Origin of the sequence: Chitinophaga chungangae (assembly GCF_017742215.1) — a bacterium.
GTDB classification, from domain to species: Bacteria; Bacteroidota; Bacteroidia; order Chitinophagales; family Chitinophagaceae; genus Chitinophaga; species Chitinophaga chungangae.
Map to the genome: position 1 here is coordinate 929117 of NZ_JAGHKP010000002.1, position 21349 is coordinate 950465.

At 53.6% G+C, this 21349-nt stretch carries 21 protein-coding genes and 1 riboswitch; of the genes, 8 read left to right on the forward strand and 13 right to left on the reverse strand.

The window, feature by feature from the left end; all coding sequences use genetic code 11:
- Nucleotides 1–12: 12 nt before the first annotated feature.
- Entirely contained in the window at nucleotides 13–393 is a 381-nt protein-coding gene (locus tag J7I43_RS12010) for a group III truncated hemoglobin (protein WP_209145920.1), read from the forward strand.
- Here the strand turns inward: J7I43_RS12010 and J7I43_RS12015 are convergent.
- The 8 genes from J7I43_RS12015 to thiS form a co-directional block, all read right to left on the reverse strand.
- Nucleotides 390–1601: an MFS transporter gene (locus tag J7I43_RS12015; RefSeq protein WP_209145921.1), complete on the reverse strand. Its 1212-nt coding sequence runs from the start codon at nucleotides 1599–1601 to the stop codon at nucleotides 390–392. The two genes, J7I43_RS12010 and J7I43_RS12015, sit on opposite strands and share 4 nt — an antisense overlap.
- 99 nt (nucleotides 1602–1700) lie before the next feature.
- Nucleotides 1701–2807 (reverse strand): 2-iminoacetate synthase ThiH, encoded by a 1107-nt coding sequence (gene thiH, locus J7I43_RS12020; protein ID WP_209145922.1) that lies wholly within the window; start codon nucleotides 2805–2807, stop codon nucleotides 1701–1703.
- Nucleotides 2808–2865: 58 nt separating this feature from the next.
- Nucleotides 2866–3639, reverse strand: coding sequence for a thiazole synthase (locus tag J7I43_RS12025; RefSeq protein ID WP_209145923.1), 774 nt, complete (start codon nucleotides 3637–3639; stop codon nucleotides 2866–2868).
- Between the two features lie 10 nt (nucleotides 3640–3649).
- Nucleotides 3650–4255 carry a thiamine phosphate synthase gene (gene thiE / locus J7I43_RS12030; RefSeq protein ID WP_209145924.1) on the reverse strand — a complete coding sequence of 202 codons (606 nt, stop codon included), beginning with the start codon at nucleotides 4253–4255 and terminating at the stop codon, nucleotides 3650–3652.
- Between the two features lie 135 nt (nucleotides 4256–4390).
- The gene (locus J7I43_RS12035; RefSeq protein WP_209145925.1) at nucleotides 4391–5203 is read right to left on the reverse strand and encodes a hydroxymethylpyrimidine/phosphomethylpyrimidine kinase; all 813 of its coding nucleotides are present in this window, start codon (nucleotides 5201–5203) and stop codon (nucleotides 4391–4393) included.
- Nucleotides 5204–5345: 142 nt separating this feature from the next.
- Entirely contained in the window at nucleotides 5346–5924 is a 579-nt protein-coding gene (locus J7I43_RS12040; RefSeq protein ID WP_209145926.1) for a thiamine phosphate synthase, read from the reverse strand.
- The gene (gene thiC / locus J7I43_RS12045; RefSeq protein WP_209145927.1) at nucleotides 5924–7735 is read right to left on the reverse strand and encodes a phosphomethylpyrimidine synthase ThiC; all 1812 of its coding nucleotides are present in this window, start codon (nucleotides 7733–7735) and stop codon (nucleotides 5924–5926) included. Before thiC ends, J7I43_RS12040 begins: the two co-directional genes overlap by 1 nt.
- A 144-nt stretch (nucleotides 7736–7879) precedes the next feature.
- Nucleotides 7880–8083 (reverse strand): sulfur carrier protein ThiS, encoded by a 204-nt coding sequence (gene thiS / locus J7I43_RS12050; RefSeq protein ID WP_209145928.1) that lies wholly within the window; start codon nucleotides 8081–8083, stop codon nucleotides 7880–7882.
- A 50-nt stretch (nucleotides 8084–8133) separates the two neighbouring features.
- A riboswitch (TPP riboswitch) is annotated at nucleotides 8134–8234 on the reverse strand.
- Between the two features lie 84 nt (nucleotides 8235–8318).
- Between thiS and J7I43_RS12055 the strand changes: the two genes are divergently transcribed.
- Nucleotides 8319–8801, forward strand: coding sequence for a lipocalin-like domain-containing protein (locus J7I43_RS12055; protein ID WP_209145929.1), 483 nt, complete (start codon nucleotides 8319–8321; stop codon nucleotides 8799–8801).
- Nucleotides 8802–8908: 107 nt separating this feature from the next.
- Here J7I43_RS12055 and J7I43_RS12060 read toward each other — a convergent pair whose 3' ends face one another.
- The 3 genes from J7I43_RS12060 to dnaN form a co-directional block, all read right to left on the reverse strand.
- Nucleotides 8909–9163: a hypothetical protein gene (locus tag J7I43_RS12060; RefSeq protein WP_209145930.1), complete on the reverse strand. Its 255-nt coding sequence runs from the start codon at nucleotides 9161–9163 to the stop codon at nucleotides 8909–8911.
- A gap of 35 nt (nucleotides 9164–9198) precedes the next feature.
- A complete protein-coding gene (locus tag J7I43_RS12065; protein WP_209145931.1) occupies nucleotides 9199–10032 on the reverse strand; it encodes a sterol desaturase family protein in 834 nt (277 codons plus the stop codon).
- A gap of 310 nt (nucleotides 10033–10342) precedes the next feature.
- Nucleotides 10343–11461: a DNA polymerase III subunit beta gene (dnaN, locus tag J7I43_RS12070; RefSeq protein ID WP_209145932.1), complete on the reverse strand. Its 1119-nt coding sequence runs from the start codon at nucleotides 11459–11461 to the stop codon at nucleotides 10343–10345.
- A 284-nt stretch (nucleotides 11462–11745) separates the two neighbouring features.
- Here dnaN and J7I43_RS12075 point away from each other — a divergent pair, with 284 nt between their 5' ends.
- A complete protein-coding gene (locus J7I43_RS12075) occupies nucleotides 11746–13005 on the forward strand; it encodes a pyridoxal phosphate-dependent aminotransferase (RefSeq protein ID WP_209145933.1) in 1260 nt (419 codons plus the stop codon).
- 79 nt (nucleotides 13006–13084) lie between these two features.
- Here the strand turns inward: J7I43_RS12075 and J7I43_RS12080 are convergent, their stop codons facing one another.
- Both J7I43_RS12080 and J7I43_RS12085 read right to left on the reverse strand, forming a co-directional pair.
- Nucleotides 13085–13390: a hypothetical protein gene (locus J7I43_RS12080; RefSeq protein WP_209145934.1), complete on the reverse strand. Its 306-nt coding sequence runs from the start codon at nucleotides 13388–13390 to the stop codon at nucleotides 13085–13087.
- Nucleotides 13372–13719, reverse strand: a complete 348-nt coding sequence (locus tag J7I43_RS12085) for a hypothetical protein (RefSeq protein ID WP_209145935.1) — start codon at nucleotides 13717–13719, stop codon at nucleotides 13372–13374. Before J7I43_RS12085 ends, J7I43_RS12080 begins: the two co-directional genes overlap by 19 nt.
- A 623-nt stretch (nucleotides 13720–14342) precedes the next feature.
- Here J7I43_RS12085 and J7I43_RS12090 point away from each other — a divergent pair.
- Genes J7I43_RS12090 through J7I43_RS12110 form a run of 5 tightly spaced genes read left to right on the forward strand, consistent with a single transcriptional unit; the run spans nucleotide 14343 to nucleotide 21243 of the window.
- On the forward strand, nucleotides 14343–14948 hold the full coding sequence (locus J7I43_RS12090) for a TetR/AcrR family transcriptional regulator (RefSeq protein ID WP_209145936.1): 606 nt from the start codon (nucleotides 14343–14345) through the stop codon (nucleotides 14946–14948).
- Between the two features lie 2 nt (nucleotides 14949–14950).
- Nucleotides 14951–15559: a TetR/AcrR family transcriptional regulator gene (locus J7I43_RS12095; protein ID WP_209145937.1), complete on the forward strand. Its 609-nt coding sequence runs from the start codon at nucleotides 14951–14953 to the stop codon at nucleotides 15557–15559.
- A 24-nt stretch (nucleotides 15560–15583) separates the two neighbouring features.
- Nucleotides 15584–16942: a TolC family protein gene (locus J7I43_RS12100; protein ID WP_209145938.1), complete on the forward strand. Its 1359-nt coding sequence runs from the start codon at nucleotides 15584–15586 to the stop codon at nucleotides 16940–16942.
- An 8-nt stretch (nucleotides 16943–16950) separates the two neighbouring features.
- Nucleotides 16951–18018 (forward strand): efflux RND transporter periplasmic adaptor subunit, encoded by a 1068-nt coding sequence (locus J7I43_RS12105; RefSeq protein ID WP_209145939.1) that lies wholly within the window; start codon nucleotides 16951–16953, stop codon nucleotides 18016–18018.
- Between the two features lie 30 nt (nucleotides 18019–18048).
- Nucleotides 18049–21243 carry an efflux RND transporter permease subunit gene (locus tag J7I43_RS12110; protein ID WP_209145940.1) on the forward strand — a complete coding sequence of 1065 codons (3195 nt, stop codon included), beginning with the start codon at nucleotides 18049–18051 and terminating at the stop codon, nucleotides 21241–21243.
- Nucleotides 21244–21349: the final 106 nt, after the last annotated feature.

Genomic DNA, 21349 nt, shown 5'->3' on the forward strand with positions numbered 1-21349 from the left:
GAACTTTGTACCATGCGTGATATTGAGCAAATACAGGACATACAGCTGCTGGTAGACACCTTCTACGCAAAGATCCAGCAAGATGCTTTACTGGGGCCGGTTTTCGCGGAACGTATCGCCCCCGAGGCCTGGGGTAAACATCTTCAGACCATGTACCGCTTCTGGGGGGCCCAGCTGCTGGGCATTATGGAATACCAGGGCGCTCCTTACGCCAAACACCGCACGCTGCCCATCGACAAACCGCATTTCGACCGGTGGATCGCCCTGTTCCACCAGACGGTAGACGAACTGTTCCGCGGCCCGCGCGCTTCCACGGCGAAAGTAAAGGCCGCTTCCATCGGGGAAGTGTTTTTAGGAAAAATGCGTTTCGAAAGAGGGCAGTTCAAGTCCTAATGCCTGCCGGCATAGGCGCGGATCGTTTTCCGCATATACCTCACATACTTGTTCCGGTAAATGAACACCAGGTAAACAGTGGCAAGGATCGTAACGATCGCCATGATATAGAACACCCGTGGGAAATGCGTGGGGTCGTTGTTGTACCATTGTGCTGAAAAGAAAGCCCCCAGCCCGATACCCGCTTCCAAAGCAATATACATACTGCCTAAAGCGCGCCCCCGGTGCTCGGGGAGGCCAAGGTCGATCGTCCAGGCGGTAACGGCCGGGCTGTTGATGCCCAGCGCCACGCCGTATACCAGCGCGCCTGCCAGGAGAAAGGCCGGGCTGTCTGCCCAGGCGATCATCAGCATACTGATCGCCATTAGCGTGGCGGATATTTTCAGCAGCGGCACACGGCCGTATTTGTCAGACGCTTTGCCCGCCAGCAGCCGAATGCCGATGGAGCTGGCGGTGAAAAAAGTAAAGAAAAGCCCTTTATTCTGCAGCCCCAGGTGCGCGCTGAAATCGGGGATGATGGTCAATAACGCGCCATAGCTGAAATACGTTAGAAAGGTGATCACGACCGGCGCCATTACCAGCGGCTCGAAGATCTCCTGCCGGGAAATTTTCAGCAAAGCCGGCCGGAAGCTTTGCCGCGAATGCAGCGTTTCTTTCATTCCGATCAGGATCACTACGGAAAGCAGGGCGAACACCGCGGAAACCTGGAACATCGTCATGATGCCCCACATATTGGCGATGGAACCGCCGATGGAAGGCCCGAGCGACAGCCCGATGGTGCTGAAAAGCCCGACCATGCCCATGGCTTCGGCCCTCCGGTTGAACGGCACCATGTCTGCCACATACGCGGAAGTGCCCGTGGGCTTGAAGCCGGTGGAAAAGCCGTGGAAGAAACGAAGGAGGAGGAAAGCGCCTACGGAACTGATGAGCGGATACAACATGCTGCAGATCACGCAGACCACCGAACCGAACACCATTACCGGCACACGGCCGATCGTATCCGTCAGTTTGCCGGAAAACGGGCGGCTGAGCCCTGCCATCAGGGTAAACAGGCCGATGATATATCCTTTATAATCCGCGCCGCCAAGGTTGGTCAGGTAAGCGGGAAGCTCCGGGATCATCATGTTAAAACTGGCGGAAAACAGCAGATTGCTGGTGCAAAGCAACCAGAACTGCATCGTGTACATCTTCCCCTTCGACTGATCCATGCCGCAAAGTTAGGGGGATGCCCGCAAATCCCGTGTCATTTTTTGTCTTGCCCCGTTCGTCAGCGGATGAAAACGATTCCCGGACAGGCATCCGCCTATTTATTGAAACGCACTCCAGTCTTTCCATACCGGCTCGTAACCCTGCCGCCGGAGCATATCCGCCACTTCGCCCGGGCTGCGTTCGTCGCTGATCTCGAACTGTTCCAGCGACTGCGGGTCTACCGCGTAACCGCCGGGATTGGTTTTGCTGCCCGCGCTCATGGTGGTGACGCCCAGTTGCACGATGTGATCGCGGAAACGGGCGTTTTCGCGGGTAGACAGGCTCAGTTCCACTTCTTCGCTGAAAAGGCGGTAAGCGCAGATGAGCTGTACCAGCTCGCGGTCGCTCATGTTCACTTTGGGCGCAAGCCCGCCGGAAAAAGGGCGGAGGCGCGGGAACGAAATGCTGTAGCGGGTTTGCCAGTATGTTTTTTGCAGGTAACCGAGGTGAAGGGCGGTAAAAAAGCTGTCCGTGCGCCAGTCTTCCAGCCCTATCAGCACGCCCAGCCCGATCTTGTGAATCCCAGCAGACCCAAGCCTGTCGGGTGTTTCGAGACGGTAATGGAAACGCGATTTTTTTCCTTTCGGATGATGTTTGCGGTAATCCCCTTCATGGTAAGTTTCCTGGTAAACCAGCACGGAATGCAGCCCCAGCAGGATCAGGCGCTCGTATTCATCACGGTCCATGGGCTGCACTTCCATAGACACCTGTGCGAAATGCTGCCTGAACAGCGGGAGCGTTTTGCTGAAATATTCCATGCCCACGGTTTGGTGCGCTTCGCCCGTAACCAGCAGCACATGCTCGTAGCCCAGCGCCTGCACGGCGTCTATCTCCCGCAGGATCTCCGCGCCGGTAAGCGTTCTCCGCCGCAGCGGGTTATCGTAGCTGAAACCGCAATAGGTGCAGATGTTCTGGCATTCGTTGGAAAGGTACACCGGCGCGTACAGCTGCATGGTTTTCCCGAAACGTTGCTGTGTGAGCTGCCGGCTGATGCGGGCCATCTGTTCGAGGTACGGCGCGGCGGCGGGAGACACGAGCGCCATAAAATCGTCCATCGTGCGGCGGGGCCGGGCGAGGGCCTGCTCCACGTCGGCGGGCGTTTTTTGGTAAATGGCGGATTGTACGTCGTTCCAGGAGTGCTGGCGGAATATATTTTCGAAAGACATAAATACGAATGTTTTGAGCTTTCCGGAATGATTGGGTTTTGAAAAAGCATCCAGGGCGTTACTCGTCGAGGAACGCAACCAGCGGACTGCTGGCGTTGGCATGCGCGCTAACGTTCCCCAGCCCCGCGAGATATGCTTCGCGGCCCGCTTCCACGGCCTGTTTGAAGGCGGCCGCCATTTTTACGGGCTGCCGCGCCACGGCGATGGCGGTATTCACCAGCACCGCATCGGCCCCCGCTTCCATGGCCTGCGCGGCGTGCGAAGGCGCGCCGATGCCCGCATCCACGATCACCGGCACCTTGCTTTGCGCGATAATGATCTCCAGGAAATCGATCGTGCGAAGACCTTTATTGCTGCCGATCGGCGAGCCCAGCGGCATTACCGCGGCCACGCCCGCTTCTTCCAGGCGTTTGCACAACACCGGGTCTGCATGGATGTACGGCAGCACGACGAACCCGAGCTTCACCAGTTCCCTGGCCGCTTCCAGCGTTTCTACCGGGTCTGGCAGCAGGTATCGCGGGTCGGGATGGATCTCCAGCTTAAGCCAGTCGGTTTCCAGCGCTTCGCGCGCCAGCTGCGCGGCATACACGGCCTCTTTGGCGGTGCGCACGCCGGAGGTATTGGGCAGCAGGTGAATGTGCGGATGTTGCAGAATGGATATCATCCCGTCGTGTTGCGTATCGGAAGTGTCCACGCGTTTGAGCGCCACGGTCACCAGTTCCGAGCCGGAGGCGAGTATGGCTTCTTCCATTACCCGCGGCGATCCGAATTTGCCGGTGCCGGTAAACAGGCGGCTTTGAAAAGTTCTTCCGGCTATGATGAGTGTGTCCATTGAAAACGATTTAGTTTTTTAATAACTCCATGATTTGCGCCACCATGGCTTTTTTGTCCGGTGCATGGGTGATGAGGCCCGATACCGCGATGCCCTGCACGCCGGTGCTCATCAGTGCCGGAATATCTTCCGGCAGGATGCCGCCGATGGCGAGCACGGGCAGTTTCCCGCCGATGCCTTTCATCAGCTGCCGGAAACCATCAATGCCTAAAATGGGACTGAGCTTTTCTTTGGTGACGGTGAAGCGGAAAGGTCCCGCGCCGATGTAATCCGCTCCGGCATCGGCATGCATGAGCGCATCGTTGAGCGTATTGGCGGTGCCGCCCAGCCAGCAGCCGTCGCCCACAATCCGGCGGGCTTCGTGCACGGGCATGTCCTGCAGGCCCACATGCAGCCCGAAAGCCCCGACCGTTCTGGCGATAACGGGATGATCGTTGATGGACAATTTTGCGCCGTATCGATCGCAGACCTGTTTTGCATCGAACGCAATGGCGGAAACATCGCCTGATTTTACGCGGAGCTGCACCCAGCGGCAGCCTGCTTCACAGGCTTCGCGGATATTGTCCACATGCGAAGCGCCGGGCGTTTGTTGGGAAATGTATAAGAGACGTTCCATTTTTTGGTTTGTTTAAAGGGAAATGAATGATTGTTTGTATGTGCGGGTGCCTTGCGATGAACGCGCCCATCCTGTGGATATTTGGCTTCTGAAACAGTTTGAGCAAATGTTTGTTTTCATTTCATGTTGAAAGATTTATTGCTGCCCTTTCTGCTTTATGGAACAGGTTAGATGATGGCCGAAATCGGAGCTATTTTGAAGAGCATTCTGCATACCATGCCAACCGAGCAACGACGGACTGCTTTGCAGGTAACGGTACGTGTAAGCTTTTCCTTCGCGGCAGGCGTCTTCCAACAAAAGGCCTTTTGCCAGTAAAGCCGTAATGGCGGCGGAAAGCACGCAGCCCGAACCATGCTTCGGAAAAACGTCATCCGAATGCGGCCCGAAATCGATACGCGCATCTCCGTCGTACAAAATATCCCAGCCTTTGCGGTCCATACGGTGACCGCCTTTCAGCAAAACCGCACAATGCCTTGCCAGGTGCTGCGCCGCTTTCTCTCCATGCGGCTCTCCGCTCATAGCGATCACTTCTTCGAAATTCGGCGTCAGCAGGCGGAGGTACGGCAGCACTGCTTCCCACTGGCGGGAAATGGCTGAATGAAAAACGTACCCGGCGGAAGCTTTCAACACGGGATCGAGAATAAACTGCAGGCCGGGCGCGATCTTGCGCAGCGCTGGAAACACTTCCGCCAGCACGGCGGGGTGCGACACGATGCCCACTTTGCAATACGCCACGGGGAATTTCTCCAGTAACGGCAATGCCTGCGCGATGATCTTATCCGCCGTAAGCCATTCCACGCCCAGGAACTCGCTGTCTGTTTGCGCGGTAAGGGCCGTGCATACGCCCAAACCATGCAGCCGGTGCGCTTCGAAAGTTTTGATATCGGCCAGCAAACCCGCGCCGCCGCTGGGGTCCAGGCCGGCGAGGCTCATTACGTATGTGGACATATGATTGCGTTGTTCGTTGATGGTTTTATTTTTATGATTCCACAAGTCAGCATACGCGCATAAGCCCGCAAGACTTGCGCCAGCCATGGGGCAGCGCTGCGCATGAAAACTCCATCTGCCCCAACCGAATCGTTACCGCAGGCTATTTCCATAACTCTTTTGCGCGCATAAACACCTCTACCGCCTTCGCCGGCTCCTGCCATACGGCCCCGAGCAGCGCTGCGCCTGAGAACCCCATCTGCCGCACCTCTTCCGCATTGCAGGGCGTTACGCCGCCGATGCCTACCGCGTTGTACGGCACGCTGTCAAAACTCCGGCCTTTATAATTCGCTTTGGAAATGCTGTCGAATACAGGGCCAAGCAGCAGGTAATCCCAGTCTGACGGATCAGCCGCTACGCCCGAAATTCCCGGGTGTAGCGACGTGCTCACGAAAAAGCCGGCAGCCCTGAAAGCGGCCGTTTCCTTCGTGGGAACTATGGCCCGCAGCCTTTCGCTGAGATGCAGCCCTTTGAGGCCGTAAGGCGCTACCAGCTCGGGATAGCCCGCCAGCATCACACGATGACGGAAACCCGGCGGAATGCTTTGTACCAGCTTTTCATACCCGGCCGCGCTCCACCCGGGCTTGCGCAGCAAAAGCGTTTCCAGACCAGCGGAAAACAGGTCGTAATAAATCGATGCTTCCTGTTCAACGGCTTCAGGAGCGGTTACCACCCAGATCATCAGGAATAGATTTCGCCGCCCTGGTCCGCAAATGCTTTGGACTTCTCCGCCATGCCCGCTTCGGCCTCGGCGTATTCCCTCACTTCCTGTGTGATTTTCATGGAGCAGAAATGCGGGCCGCACATGGAACAGAAATGCGCCACCTTGGCGTTTTCCGAAGGCAGGGTTTCATCGTGGTAAGCACGCGCTGTATCCGGGTCCAGCGAAAGATTGAACTGATCTTCCCACCGGAACTCGAAGCGCGCCTTGCTCAACGCATTGTCCCGGTACTGCGCGCCGGGATGGCCTTTGGCAAGGTCCGCCGCGTGCGCCGCGAGTTTGTAGGCGATCACGCCCTGTTTTACGTCTTCCCGGTCTGGCAGGCCAAGATGTTCCTTGGGCGTTACGTAACACAGCATGGCGGTGCCGAACCAGCCGATCATGGCGGCGCCGATGGCGCTGGTGATGTGGTCGTAGCCGGGCGCAATGTCTGTAGTGAGCGGGCCGAGCGTGTAGAACGGCGCTTCATGGCAATGCTCCAGCTGTTTGTCCATATTCTCTTTGATGAGATGCATGGGCACATGGCCCGGCCCTTCGATCATCACCTGTACGTCCTGCTGCCAGGCGGTTTTGGTGAGCTCGCCCAGGGTTTCCAGCTCGGCGAACTGCGCGGCGTCGTTCGCATCTGCAATAGAGCCGGGGCGCAGGCCGTCGCCGAGAGAAAACGCAACGTCGTAGGCTTTCATGATCTCGCAGATCTCATTGAAATGCGTGTAGAGGAAATTTTCTTTATGATGCGCGAGGCACCATTTGGCCATGATGGAACCGCCGCGGGACACGATGCCGGTCATGCGGCGGGCGGTGAGCGCCACATACCGCAGCAGCACGCCGGCATGAATGGTGAAATAATCCACGCCCTGTTCGGCCTGCTCGATGAGCGTGTCGCGGAACAGTTCCCAGGTAAGCTCTTCGGCTTTGCCGTTCACTTTTTCGAGCGCCTGGTAAATAGGCACGGTGCCGATGGGCACGGGACTGTTGCGGATGATCCATTCGCGGGTTTCGTGGATGTGTTTGCCGGTGCTGAGGTCCATGATCGTATCTGCGCCCCAGCGGCAGGCCCACACGGCTTTTTCCACTTCTTCTTCGATGGAAGAGGTAACGGCGGAATTACCGATGTTGGCGTTTATTTTCACGAGAAAGTTGCGGCCGATGATCATCGGTTCGCTTTCCGGGTGATTGATGTTGGCGGGAATAATGGCGCGGCCTTCGGCCACTTCTTTGCGCACAAATTCGGAGGTGATGAACGCGTTGTGTTTGCCCGTGCCGCGGTGTTGCGCCCAGAGGGAATTATCGGCGCGGAACTGTTCTTCCGTGCGCTGGTTCTCCCGGATGGCGATGTATTCCATTTCAGGGGTAACAATGCCTTTGCGGGCATAATGCAGCTGCGACACGTTGGCGCCGGGTTTGGCTTTGCAAGGAAGCTGAAGGTGCTCGAAACGGAGATGGTCCAGCGAAGCATCGGCGAGGCGCGCGCGGCCGTAAGCGGAAGAAAATTGATCGAGCAATTGCACGTCCCCGCGGGAGGCGATCCATGTCTGGCGCAAGCGGGGCAGGCCTTTGGCGGGATCGATGTGAACGGTGGGATCGGTGTAAGGGCCGCTGGCGTCGTAAACGGTAACGGGCGCGTTGGCTTCGGTGGCGCCGTTGCGGCCATGAAGGCGTGTATCCGTGAGCGTTATTTCGCGCATGGCCACTTTGATGTTGTGCAGGCTGCCTTTGACATAAATTTTTTGCGATGCCGGAAACGGCGTGCGGGTGATGTTGGTGTGCATTTTTTACAGTCTTTTAAAATGATGGGAAAAAAGAGGGCCCGTTTGCGCGGGAAAACGCGCAAACGCCCGTTCGCATCCCGCCGCTGAAGTGTGCGACGCAACGGATGCCTGGACCGGGCACTGAAGCCGGGCTCCGAAAAAAGATCAACCGCCCTGTGTGGCCTGGATGATCGTAACCTGGTCTGCCGGACGCAACGTAACGTCGCTCCAGCGAAGGCGCGGCACTACTTTCTGGTTAACGGCAACGGCAATGCCCTTGCGGGTGGTGAGCTGAATAAACTGTAAGAGGGCAGCGAGCGTGGTTTCCGGCTGCACCGCATAAAGTTTATTGTTTACAAGCACTTCCATGTTTGCAGGAGTTTAGGTGAAACAATAAACTTTAAGGATGTGATGAGAAGGAGTTCAGTATTACTTTTCCCTACGCCAGTGTGAACTGTATCAGGTACTGAGGGTATCATCTCAGTTCCGGCTTTGGGCCGGAACACCCCTAAAGTGGCTACAAAGCTAAGGGGTAAAATTCAAATTCCAAATAGCCGGCCGTTTAGCATTATCTTTGATAACAACCTGGAATAAAATCGACCGTATGAATAAACCTTGGATGCTACTGACCTGCCTGATGGCGATGGCCGCGTGCCAGCAGCCCGAAAAGCAGGCAGCCGTGCAGGATTCCGCCGCCGCGATGCCGGCGGACAGTGTGGCGGATACCCTTGTGATGGAAGCTGATTCGGTAAAGGTGGCGCCCGATACGGTGCATATCGATTCCACGCTGGCGCCGGGCAGATGGATGCAGCCGGTGCCGGGGCTGGACAGTCTTACACAGGGCATTTATCTCCGGAAAAACGGCAAAGCATCTTCCATCAACATGCATACGCTGCTGTACGATAAATGGGCTTTAGTAAAGGACACTTTGTTTTTATGGAGCCACTCCGAGGGCGTTGAAAATCCTGTTACAGCTGTCGATACGCTTCTCGTTAAGTCGCTGGACGATACATCCATGGTATTATTCCCGCTGAAGGCCGCGCCGGGGTACCTTGAAAAATATACGCGGAAGGGGAAGGGGAAATAGGCTCAAAGCAAGTTCCCCGATCCGGATTCGGGAGGTTTCTTCATTTTTGGGTACGGTTATTACACCGGCACCCGAAAAGAGGAACTTGTTACGCACTTCTGTGCAGGTTACAGGTTGTACAGCTGCCAAACGCCGATGCCTGTAGCCACGATGGACAGGAACAGGCCGGCCACGGCCATTTGCAGTTCGTCGATATTCTTACGGGCGATAACCAGGGACACGAGACAAGCTAAAACTCCCGCAGCGCCAAAATAAATGGCTGCTTCGGCAGATTTGCTGATGAATGCAAAGGCGGCAGTGATCACACCGATAAAGATGGACGCAAATCCTGCAATCTTAGGCAAACTAGTTGGGTGGTGCATTGTAATTGTATTATATAGTGATCAAATAAAAATCCCTACTGTTGTTGTAAGCCCACCTGTTTTTTCGGTACAGGTACGTTCTCCCAGGGCGTCTTAAGCAAAGCCCCTATCTGCCGGTATTTTTCATCCTGGTATTCGTTCAGCCCATAACGCAGGCTGGCGGTATCTTTTACCGTTACGAAAGTGCCGAATAAACGGTCCCAGACAGAAAATATGTTCGCATAATTAGAATCGGTTTCAGGTTGATGACGGCTGTGATGCACCTTGTGCATGTCTGGCGACACGATGACCCAGCTCAGCGATTTATCTACCCAATGCGGCAAATGAATATTGGCGTGATTGAACTGGCTCATGAGGGCGCTGAGGCTTTGATAGAACATCACCATCCAGATGGGCACGCCCATAACCAAAATAGCCGCCAGCAAAGCGCCCACGCGGAACACGGATTCCACGGGGTGATGGCGCAGCGCCGTGGTAGCGTCTACCGCGATGTCCATATGATGGATCTTATGAAAATGCCACATCCAGGCGATCTTGTGCTGCACCCAATGCACGAGGTACGCGCCGATAAAGTCCAGCATCAGCAGGGCGAGGGCAGCATGCAGCCAGAGGGGCAGCTGAACGAGGTACAGCAGCCCGAACTGGTCTTTCGCGGTAAAATCCGACGTTTTTACGACCAGGAAAGCAAAGCCGAGGTTGACGATAGCGGTAGTGAGGGTAAAAAAGAGATTGGCGCCGGCATGGCGGTAGCGGTTGCCGGAGAAACGCAAACGGGGAATCACTCCTTCGAGTATCCATAAAATTACCAGCCCGGCAACGAGAAAAGCGGTACGGTAATAAGAGGGAATATGTTCGAAAAATTCGGTCATTGGTTTTCAGGGTTGAGACGTGTAGTCATACCAGTTACGTGAAATTCTGCATTAATCCACTTAGAATTTACGACATTTTGCCCAATAGTGGCGGATTTCAGGGCAGGAATTTCTCGCGGGGAAATCAAGAAATTCATTCATAGAATGCTTTATATAAGAAGAAAGATTTAATTGTTTGTTAAAATGGGAGCTTTTAAAACCGATGACTTAATAGTTTAATATATAGTGCAGTTTAATGCCTGGCCGGTTTACGAAATAAAAAAAGGGCAGTTATCAAACGATAACTGCCCTTGTATTTTTAATGCTCTTTTTAGTTGTTCATCAGTAGCGGCATTACCAGCATCAGCAGGTCTTCTTCGTCCGTTTTTTCAACGGGGCGGAGAATGCCGGCTTTGGTGGGGGCGCTGAGGTCGATGGTGATCTCGTCTCCTTCGGCCGCGTGCAGCATTTCGATGAGAAATTTCGCGTTAAAAGCGATCTGCATGTCTTCGCCGTTGTACTGGCAGCTCATGCGCTCATTGCCTTCGAAGGAAAAGTCCACGTCCTGGGCGGAGAGCTGCAGTTCAGAACCGCTGATGCTCAGGGCCACCTGGTTGGTGCTTTTATTGGCGAACACGCCTACGCGTTTCAGTGCGTTCTGGAAGTCGTTTTTCACGAGCGTGAGACGGTACGGGTTTTCTTTCGGGATCACGACCTTGTAATCGGGGAAACGTGCATCGATCAGGCGGCAGATCATCTGTGCGTTGTCGTGCGTCACGAAAAAGTGGTTGCGGCTGTAGGCTACCTGCAGGGGGCTGTCGTTGTCCGGGATGGCGGATTTGAGCAGGTTCAAAGGTTTTTTAGGCACGATGAAGCTGTCTGCCTGGGGGCATTTTACGTCGGTGCGGATATATTTTACCAGCCTGTGCGCGTCGGTGGCAACGAAGGTGAGGTTCTCCGGGTTGAGCTCGAAGAACACGCCGGTCATTTGCGGGCGGAGATCGTCGTTGCTGACAGCGAACAGGGTCTTGTTGATAGCGGTGATCAGTGCGCCGGACGGCATTTCGAATTTGGTCGCGTCTTCGGCGGCGGGCTCTTTCGGGAAGTTTTCGGGATTTTCGCCCATTACTTTATACTTACCGTTGTCTGAAGTGATCTCCACGGCGAAAGAGTTAAGGTCGATGTTGAAGGTGAGCGGCTGCTCGGGCAGGTTCTTCAGCGAATCCATGAGGATCTTTGCGGGAATGCAGATGCGGCCGCTTTCTTTGGCTTCCACCTCCAGCTTTACCTTCATAACGGTTTCCAGGTCGGTAGCCACAACGGTCAGTTCATTCTTTTCGATCATGAAGAGAAAATCTTCGAGAATGGGCAATACCGTGTTGGAGTTGATGACGCCGCTGATCTGTTGCAATTGTTTTAATAAAGTAGAGGAAGAAACGATAAACTTCATAAGGTTACTTAATAATTGTTGCAAATGTAAGGTTAAAGATATAAAGTTTTGCGATTGATCGCGGACGGCTTTTCCACATCGGGAACAGCAGGGGCAAGCATTAGCGGAAAATTTAATTCTTGCTAAATATGCAGTAAAAAGGCCCGTTTTTGAATGAAACGACAGTTTTTTACCAAAATGTTGAAAATATTGGAAACCATTGCCCGTTTCTTTTAAATTATTGATAAATCGGTTAGTTTTGCGGGCGCAAAAACAATCATTCATTAAAAACAAAAACAGGGGTTATGAAACTGTCTCATTTAGCCGAAACGCTGATAGGTTCCGAAATTATCAAACTTGCAGGAGAGATCAAGGAAAAGCAGGCTAAGGGTGAAAAGATCTACAATTTCACCATCGGTGATTTTGACCCCAAGGTGTTCCCTATCCCGGTTGAGTTCGAGAACGAGATCTGCCAGGCGTACCGGGACAAATACACCAACTATCCCCCGGCAGACGGTATCGCGGAGCTGCGCAAAGCCGTTGGCGAGTTTATCGCCGAGCGCGAAGGGCTTACCTTCGACCCTGCAAGCGAGATCGTGATCTCCTGCGGCGGCCGCCCGATCATTTATGCGACTTACCGCACCATCGTAGACCGTGGGGAGAAAGTGATCTATGCCACACCGTCCTGGAACAACAATCACTACACGCACTTCCTGGAAGGCGAGCACGTGGTGCTGGAAGCCAAAGCGGAAAACGACTTTATGCCTACGGCGGCGGAACTGAAGCCCCTGCTGAAAGGCGCAACGCTGCTGGCGCTCTGCTCTCCGCAGAACCCCACTGGCACTACTTTCGGGAAAAAACAGCTGGAAGAGATCTGCGATATGGTGCTGGCCGAGAACAAAAGCCGCGGCGCGGACGAAAAACCGCTGTACGTGCTGTTCGACCAGATGTACTGGGTGCTCACATTCGGTGAAACCGAGCACTACAACCCGGTAAGCCTCCGCCCGGAAATGAAAAACTACACCGTGTTCATCGACGGGATGAGTAAGGCGTTTGCCGGCACTGGCGTACGCGTGGGCTGGGCGCTGGGCCCCAAACACGTGATGACCAAAATGAAGGCGATCCTTTCCCACGTTGGCGCATGGAGCCCGATGGCAGAGCAGAAAGCAGCCGCGAAATACCTTGTACAGAAAGAAGCGGTAGATAAATACCTGAAACATTTCAAAGGGGAAGTAGAAGAAAGACTGGTAAAGATCTACGAAGGTTTCGACGCGCTGAAAAAAGCAGGTCATAAAGTAGACGCCATTGCGCCGCAGGCGGCGATCTACCTCACCATCAAACTGGACCTGGCCGGCAAAAAAACAGCCGACGGCATAGTGCTGGAAGACCAGGGCGCGGTAACCTCGTACATCCTGGACGAAGCGAAACTGGCGGTGGTTCCGTTCTATGCATTCGGTTCCGCGAAAACTTCCCCCTGGTACCGCCTGAGCGTGGGCACCTGCGTGAAGGAAGAGATCCCGGCGATGCTGGCTGCGTTGAAAGCCGCGCTGGAGAAACTGCAGTAAGTTTAATGTAATTATTATAGGGAGGCGCTCCGGGAGGAGCGCCTTTATTTTTTGAAAGCCGCGTTGTGATACGGGCAGGTTATTTTCTGACCATTTCGGATTCGGCTGAACAGTGCAGCTGATCGTTGCTGTCCATGATCTGGATGGTAAAAATATTCCTCCTTGTTTCTTCGTCTGTCGTTTCCCACAGTATTCCAAACAGTAATTCCAATGCATCTGAACAATACATCTCCTCCACCCATGGAGCCCTTATCTGGACGATAAATGGTGTGGCGGCATCCCCTGGGAACGCTTCTATAAGACAATAGTCAGATAATGGCTTTCCTTTTTCGCTACACCTGGCAGCAAAAGGAATCAAAAGTTCTTTTAATTGTTCTCTATCCATGATAAAAATCCATTATCTTCTGAAAGCAAAGTTATCATTTTTTCTACGTCTTTATTTGCCATATGCCCGCAAGGCTTATAGCGGGCGTTTTCATTCCATGAGCGAAAAAGCAAAGAGTTTGCGATCGCCAGGTGCATGTTCGTTGCTTTATCTTTATTAAACTGATCTTTTAATCCGCTGAAGATTAATAAGATAAATAAATTGTGCGTTTTTAAGGCTTTTCTGATTTCCCCGATTCCGGCAATGGAATTTGAGGTCGGGTCAGTTTCATCAAAAAGATTTGGAATACCAAGCCGGTCGCAAATTTTTGCTTTTAGCGTCAGCTCCACACTATACCCCGCTAAATAAAATGCCCCATCGCATTTTCCCGCTTTGAATAATATTTCAAGCTTCTTCCAGGCGTTGTTTTGCCAATTTTCTTATTTCTTGAGGACTGGTCATTTATGTATCGGTTCAAGAATCAATCATTGTTGTTTTATCTGTCTCATGTATTTTAAAGACAACAACCGGATGATTTTGGGTGAAGCAAGGCCCGGAATAATTTTTCACGATAAATTTTAAGTCAAAATATCGATTGATTCTGAGGCTCATAACGCCAATCTCTTTCTTTGCCGATACCCCTGCTTCAAAACAGTTATGAGCGGGTAAATTCGCCTAAAAACATATTAATGATGTTTTTACACATTTTATTTTGAACGCAACCCGATCCTGATTCTTTTGTGTAAAACACATAATAATTACTCAATTAACTGATTATCAATTAATATTGATTTTTCCGCTTTTTTCCTTCATTTCCTAAAATACTGACACTCAAGCCCCCGAAACCCCAGAAACCGCGAAGCCTCCCATCCTCAAAAAATAGTTAAAAATCCGTTAAATGGTCAACCATGCTTACTAATATTCAAAAGTTGTTTCTAATTTTGACTTTGTAACTAAAAAAGTCAGAAAGTTAATGCACACGGAAAACAGAGACGAAATGCGCGAGCGGATCATCGAAGCGGCTCTGAAACGGTTCACTCATTATGGGGCGTCAAAAACCACCATGAACGAGATCGCCGACGATCTGCATTGCTCGAAAGCTTCCCTTTATTATTATTTCCCCGACAAACACGCCCTTCACCTCGCCGTGCTCGAAAAAGCCGGGGAAATGTATTTCCAGGAAATAGAACAAAGCACCGCCGAAGCCCCCAACGCCGAGGCCGCTCTCCTGGACATGATACCCGTACGGCAGAACTTCGCCCGCAAATTCTGCCGCCTGGAACTTTTTAAAGTTTTAAAAGACAAGCAGCTATTAAACTCCGACGAAACCTTCCGCCTGGCCCGTGAAAAAGAGACAGCCATCGTTGCAGGAATCATCAGAAAAGGCGTCGCCGGCGGAGAACTGGTTTCAGACAACCCGGACCAGGTAGCTGCCCTTTACATACAATCCATGATCGGCCTGCGCCTGTCGCTCTCTACCCGTGAATTGACCGACGAGATCAGTGAGGAGGAGTTTGAAACCGTGAGACAGTGGCAGGTGCAACTGGCCGACATTTTCATCAAAGGCTTAAAAAGTTGATCATGCGGGAAAGGATACTTGAAACCGCTTTGAAGCTCTGCCGCACCTTCGGCATCAAAAGCATCACCATGCAGGACATTGCCCGCGAATGCGGCATCTCCAAAAAAACGGTGTACGAACATTTCCAGGATAAAACCGAACTGATCAACGAGGTGGTCGCCTTTATGACCCGCAGTTACTGCCGGCAGCTGGCGGAATGCGCCACGGCCGGCGCCAACGCCATTGAAGAGCTGGCGCTGTCTATCAAACACACCGAGCGCCTCGCCCGGATCACCAACCCGGTACTGCTTTTCGAGCTGGAAAAATATCACCCTGCCGCTTGGAAGACCATACTGGACTTCCGCCAGCAGCAGGTTACCGGCATCATCCGCGCCAACGTGGAGCGCGGCATCCGCGAAGGGCTTTACCGCTCCACGCTGCACACGGGCATTCTCGTGCACATGCGCCTGCTGCAGCTCAACGCGCTTTTTAACCCGCTGCTTTATCCCGCCTCGGAGTTCGACCTCCACGAAGTGGTGGAACAAATGACGGCCCACTATATACACGGCATTGCCACCGCGGAAGGCCAACGCGTGGTGGAACAATACTTACCGGAAAAATTAAACGCATAACTCATTCGCCATACAAACCGTAACATGAAAAAATGGATCATACCGTTCCTATTCCTCTCAACCGCAGGAACGATTAACGCGAACGCACAAACGAAACAGCTCACGCTGCAGGAATGCCTCCGCTTTGCCCTCGACCATAACCAGACGCTGGCCGTTAGCCGCCTGGAAGAAGACCTGGGCAGGCTCAAAACCAAAGAGATCCGCGCGCAGGCGCTTCCGCAGGTTACCGGCACCGGCAACCTGACAGACAACCTGAAAAAACAGGTAATGGTATTGCCCGGCGCCTTTAACCAGGCCGAGCCCGGCAAACCCATGCCCGTGGAAGTAGGCACCACCTGGAACGCCACCGCCCAGGCCGACCTTAACCAGCAGATCTACAACCAAAGCGTGTTCACCGGCCTCAAAGCCGCCAAATCGGGCGAAGAATATTACAGCCTGCAAACCCAGCAGACAAAGGAAAACGTGATCTACGGCGTATCCGGCCTGTATTACGCCCTGCTGGTAAAACAGGAAAAAATGAGCGTTATCCAGACGAACATCGACAAACTTTCCCGGCTCGTGGAAACCACGCAAAGCCAGTTGGACAACGGCCTGGCCAAACGCATCGACCTGGACCGCATCAAAGTGAGCCTGGTGAATTACCAGACGCAGAAAAGCCAGCTGCAGAACCAGCTGCGCGTGGAAGAGAACAAACTCAAACAGCTGATGGGCATGGCCGTGGAAGAAAACATCGCGCTGCCGGCCCTCGAGCTCAGCGATATAGAAAGAAAAGCCGCCGTGACAACGGATTTCGGCAACTTCGACCTCAGCAACAGAACTGAGTTTAAACTGCTCAAAAAAACGGAAGAGCTGCAAACCTTCCAGAAAAAAGCATACATCGCGGAATATTTCCCCAGCCTGAGCTTCAACGGCCGCTACTCTTACAACGGCCTCAGCGACAAGTTCGACCTGTTCAAAGGCGGCTCCCCCGCCAACTGGTTCGGCATGGCTTCCATCGGGCTTACGCTGAAGATCCCCATCTTCGACGGTTTTGCGCGCCGCTCGCGGGTAGACCAGGCCAATGTTACGCTCGCGCAGGTAAACAAACAGCTGGAAGCGAACAAACTGGAACTGACCACCGCGTTCGAAAACAGCCGCCTCGTGCTGTTGAACAGTCTGAGCACCATCAAAACACAAAAAGAAAACGTATCCCTGGCCGATGAGGTGTACGCCTCCACCCAGAATAATTATAACCTGGGCCTCGCCAGCCTGACGGACCTGCTGAACGCGGAAACCTCGCTGGCGGAAGCGCAGAACAGCTACAACGAAGCGCTGCTGCAATACAAGCTCGCAGAGCTGGACCTCATCAAATCACACGGCAACCTGCCCTCACTTTTAAACTAATGCAAGCCATGAAGAAAGTTTTAATCTACGGCGTTTTAACAATAGCGGCCCTCGCCGCCATCATCTGGAAACTGAATGCGAACAAAAAGGCCAACACCGAAAAAACCGAGTTCGTAAAACAAGCCAATACGGGCGATGTTCCGGTGCTGACCGAGAAAGTGACCACCACCGATTTCGCCCAGGCCTTCGCGGCCAACGGCAATTTTGAACCGGTACGCGAGCTTACATTCCTCAGCGAAACTTCCGGCCGCATCACCAAACTGATGGTGGATGAAGGTTCCTACGTAAAACAAGGCCAGATCATGGCGCGCATCGACGACGAATTGCTGGGCACCGACCTGCAATCCGCCAAAGTGAACCTCGAACAGCTGAAAGTGGACAAGGAACGCTACGAAAGCGCCTACAAAACCGGCGGCGTTACGCAGAAACAAATGGACGATACGCGTCTTCAGTACGAGCTCGCCCAAAGCAAATACGAGGCCGCTTCCCGCCGCATCCGCGATACTTACGTGAAGGCGCCCATTTCCGGCACCATCAACGCCAAATATGTTGAACAGGGTGCCTACCTCTCCGCAGGCACCAAAATGTTCGATATCGTGGATGTAAGCCGCCTGAAACTGCGTGTAAGCGTTCCCGAACAACAGGTGATCCATCTCAAAAACGGCGACAACGTGGAAGTGACCACCAACGTTTTCCCCGAAACCAAATACAACGGCAAGATCACCTTTATTGCCGCCAAAGGCGACGCTTCGCTGAGCTACCCGGTGGAAATGGAAGTGAGCAACGTGAGCGGAAAAGCCCTGAAAGCGGGCATGTACGGCACCGCCAATTTCGCGATGCCGCAGCAGGCCGCCGCCATCCTCGTTTCCCGCAACGCATTTGTGGGCGGCGTGAACGGCAACCAGGTATACGTGATGGAAAACAATACCGCAAAACTTCGCAAAGTGACAGCAGGCCGCATTTTCGGCGACAAAGTGGAGATCCGCGAAGGGCTCGCCGAAGGAGAAACCGTGATCACCAGCGGGCAGATCAACCTGACTGACGGCGCGAAAGTAACCGTACAGCAGGGCAAATAACCGGACCGTTTACCTAAACAATTTTGACCGATGAAGATTACAGAGATTTCGATAAAGCGGCCTACCGTAGTGATCGTGTTGTTCACGATCCTCACCCTGCTGGGGCTGATCAGCTACAAGGCGCTGAACTATGAGCTGCTGCCCAAGTTCAGCTCGCCTATCGTAACGATAGCCACCGTATACCCCGGCGCTTCGCCGCAGGAAGTGGAAAGCACCGTCACCAAAAAAATTGAAGACGCGGTGGCTTCCATGGAAAAGATCAAAAAACTGACCTCCCGTTCCTCCGAAAGCCTTTCCATGGTTACGGTGGAGCTCAATAACGACGCGGATGTGGACATTGCCCTGCAGGACGCGCAGCGGAAGGTGAACGCCATCCTGGCGGACCTTCCCGGCGACGCCAAACCGCCCAGCCTCAATAAATTTTCGCTGGACGACCTGCCCATCATGACCCTTTCCGCCACCGCTAAAATGGACGACCGCCAGTTTTACGACCTGGTGGACAAAAAACTCCAGCCACAGCTTTCCCGTCTCCCCGGCGTTGCGCAGATCACGCTGATCGGCGGGCAGGAAAGGGAAATAAAGATCAATATCGACCCGAAGAAACTCGAAGCCTACGGCCTTTCCATTCTCCAGGTTCGCCAGATCGTAACCAACGCCAACCTGGACTTCCCGACGGGCAAGGTTAAAACCGTGGACCAGCAGATACTGGTGCGCCTGGCCGGTAAATATAAAAACGTAGACCAGCTGCGCAGCCTCGTGCTCACCACCACTGCCGGCGGCACGCAGGTGCGCCTCGGCGACGTGGCGGACGTGCAGGACAGTCAGAAAGACGCTGAAAAACTCGCCCGCGTAGACGGCGAAAGCGCCATCGCGATGCAGGTGCAGAAACAGACGGACGCCAACGCCGTAACCGTGAGCGAGGCCATGCAGAAAGCCATTCAAGAAATTGAAAAAGAATACGCCGCCGCCGATGTAAAGATCAAGATCGCGAACGACGCGTCTGTATTCACACTGGAATCCGCCGATTCCGTGATACACGACCTGATCATCGCCATCCTGCTCGTGGCCGCCGTGATGATGCTGTTCCTGCATAGTCTGCGCAACGCCATCTTCGTGATGATCTCCATCCCGGCTTCGCTGATCGCCACGTTCATCGGCATGAAAATGTTCGGCTTCTCGCTGAACCTGATGAGTTTGCTCGGCCTGTCGCTGGTAGTGGGCATCCTTGTGGACGATGCGATCGTGGTGCTGGAGAACATTTACCGTCATATGGAAATGGGCAAAAACAAAGTGCGCGCGGCTTTCGACGGGGTGAAAGAGATCGGGTTCACCGTTACTTCCATCACGCTCGTAATCGTGGTGGTGTTCCTTCCCATTTCTTTGACGAACGAATTGGTGAGTAAGATCCTGCGCGAATTTTGCGTGGTGGTGATGATCTCCACCATGTTAAGCCTTCTCACCTCCTTCACCATCGTGCCTTTGCTGGCATCGCGCTTCGGAAAGCTCACGCACCTGACCGGGAAAAATATTTTCCAGAAATTTATTCTCTGGTTCGAAAGGCAGCTGGACAAATTCACGAACTGGATGACCGGCCTGCTGAAATGGGCGCTGGCGCATAAAACCATCACCATTGTTGGTTCCATCGTGCTGCTGATCGCTTCTTTCCAGCTGGTGGGCAGGGGTTACATCGGCGGGGAGTTCATCCCCAACGGCGACCGCGGCCAGTTTATCGTGATGCTCGAAATGCCGAAAGACGCTTCGCTGGAACAGACCAACCAGGCTACGCGCAAAGTGGAGCAGCTCATGAGCAAAAAGAACGCCGTGACCTCGCTGATCACTACCGTGGGGCAAACTTCCGAAGACGGTTTCGGCGCTTCGCAATCCACCGCTTACAAATCCGAGATCACCGTGATGCTGGTAGACCAGCACCTGCGTGAATCTTCAGACATCTTCGCGTCGAAGATCAAAAAAGAGCTTTCAGGCCAGTTGCCCGGGGTGAAGGTGAAAACCACGCCCGTGAGCATTCTCGGCACCGCGCAGCGCGCACCGGTGGAGCTGGTGGTGATGGGCACCGATCTTGACAGCGTGATGCGCTTCGCCAAAGTGGCGATGGCCGAATTAAAAACGATCGAAGGTTCCAGCGAGGTGAAATTGTCTGTGGAAGAAGGAAACCCGGAGATCAACGTGCAGGTGGACCGCGACAAGATGAGCGCGCTCGGTCTTACGCTCGAGAACGTGGGCGGCACGATGCAGACCGCGTTCAGCGGCACGGCAGACGATTCGAAAGTGAAATTCCGCCAGGGCGAATACGAATACGACATCAACATCCGGTTCGACGATTTCAACCGGAAAAACATACAGGACGTTTCGCAGATCGATTTTAAAAACGACAAAGGCGAGCTGATCAAGCTCAGCCAGTTCGCAACCGTAACCGAAGGTTCCGGCCCGAGCAGGCTGGAGCGCCGCGACAAAAACACGTCCGTGAACGTGCAAAGCCAGGTGATGGGCCGGCCTTCCGGTACCGTAACGCAGGAGTTCGCCGCCAAACTGGCCAAGCTGGAAAAACCGACCGGCGTATCGTACAAATTCGGCGGCGACGCGGAAAACCAGGGCGATTCTTTTTCCACGCTGGGCATGGCGCTGCTGATCTCCATCGTGATGGTGTATCTCATCATGGTGGCGCTGTACGACAACTACATTTATCCTTTCGTGGTGATGTTCTCCATCCCGCTGTCTATCATCGGCGCACTGCTTGCGCTTGCGCTCACGAACAACACGTTGAACATCTTCACCATCCTCGGTATGATCATGCTGATAGGCCTGGTGGCGAAAAACGCGATCATTCTCGTGGACTTTACGAACCAGATGAAAGAAGAGGGCCAGAGCACGTACAATGCGCTGATCCACGCCAACAAGGCGCGCCTCCGACCGATCCTGATGACCACCATCGCGATGGTGATCGGCATGCTGCCGATCGCACTGGCGACGGGCGGCGTGGCTTCCACCAAAAACGGCCTGGCATGGGTAATCATCGGCGGTCTCATCTCTTCGATGTTCCTCACGCTGATCGTGGTGCCGGTGGTGTATATGGTGGTGGATAAACTGATGGCGAAGTTCGGCATGGGCCGCGTTTCGAAGAAACGTTACATCCGCCAGCGCATGGTGGCGCCTACGGTGCAGGAGATAGAAGCGCGCGACCTGTCGTCTGCTTCGATGATGAACTGATAAAATACTTGCATAAGTGATAAGATTGTTACGAACAGTGTAACAGTTGTAGGTTTAACTAAATGGCCGGGATATTCTTATCCCGGCCTTTGTTTTTAGTTATATC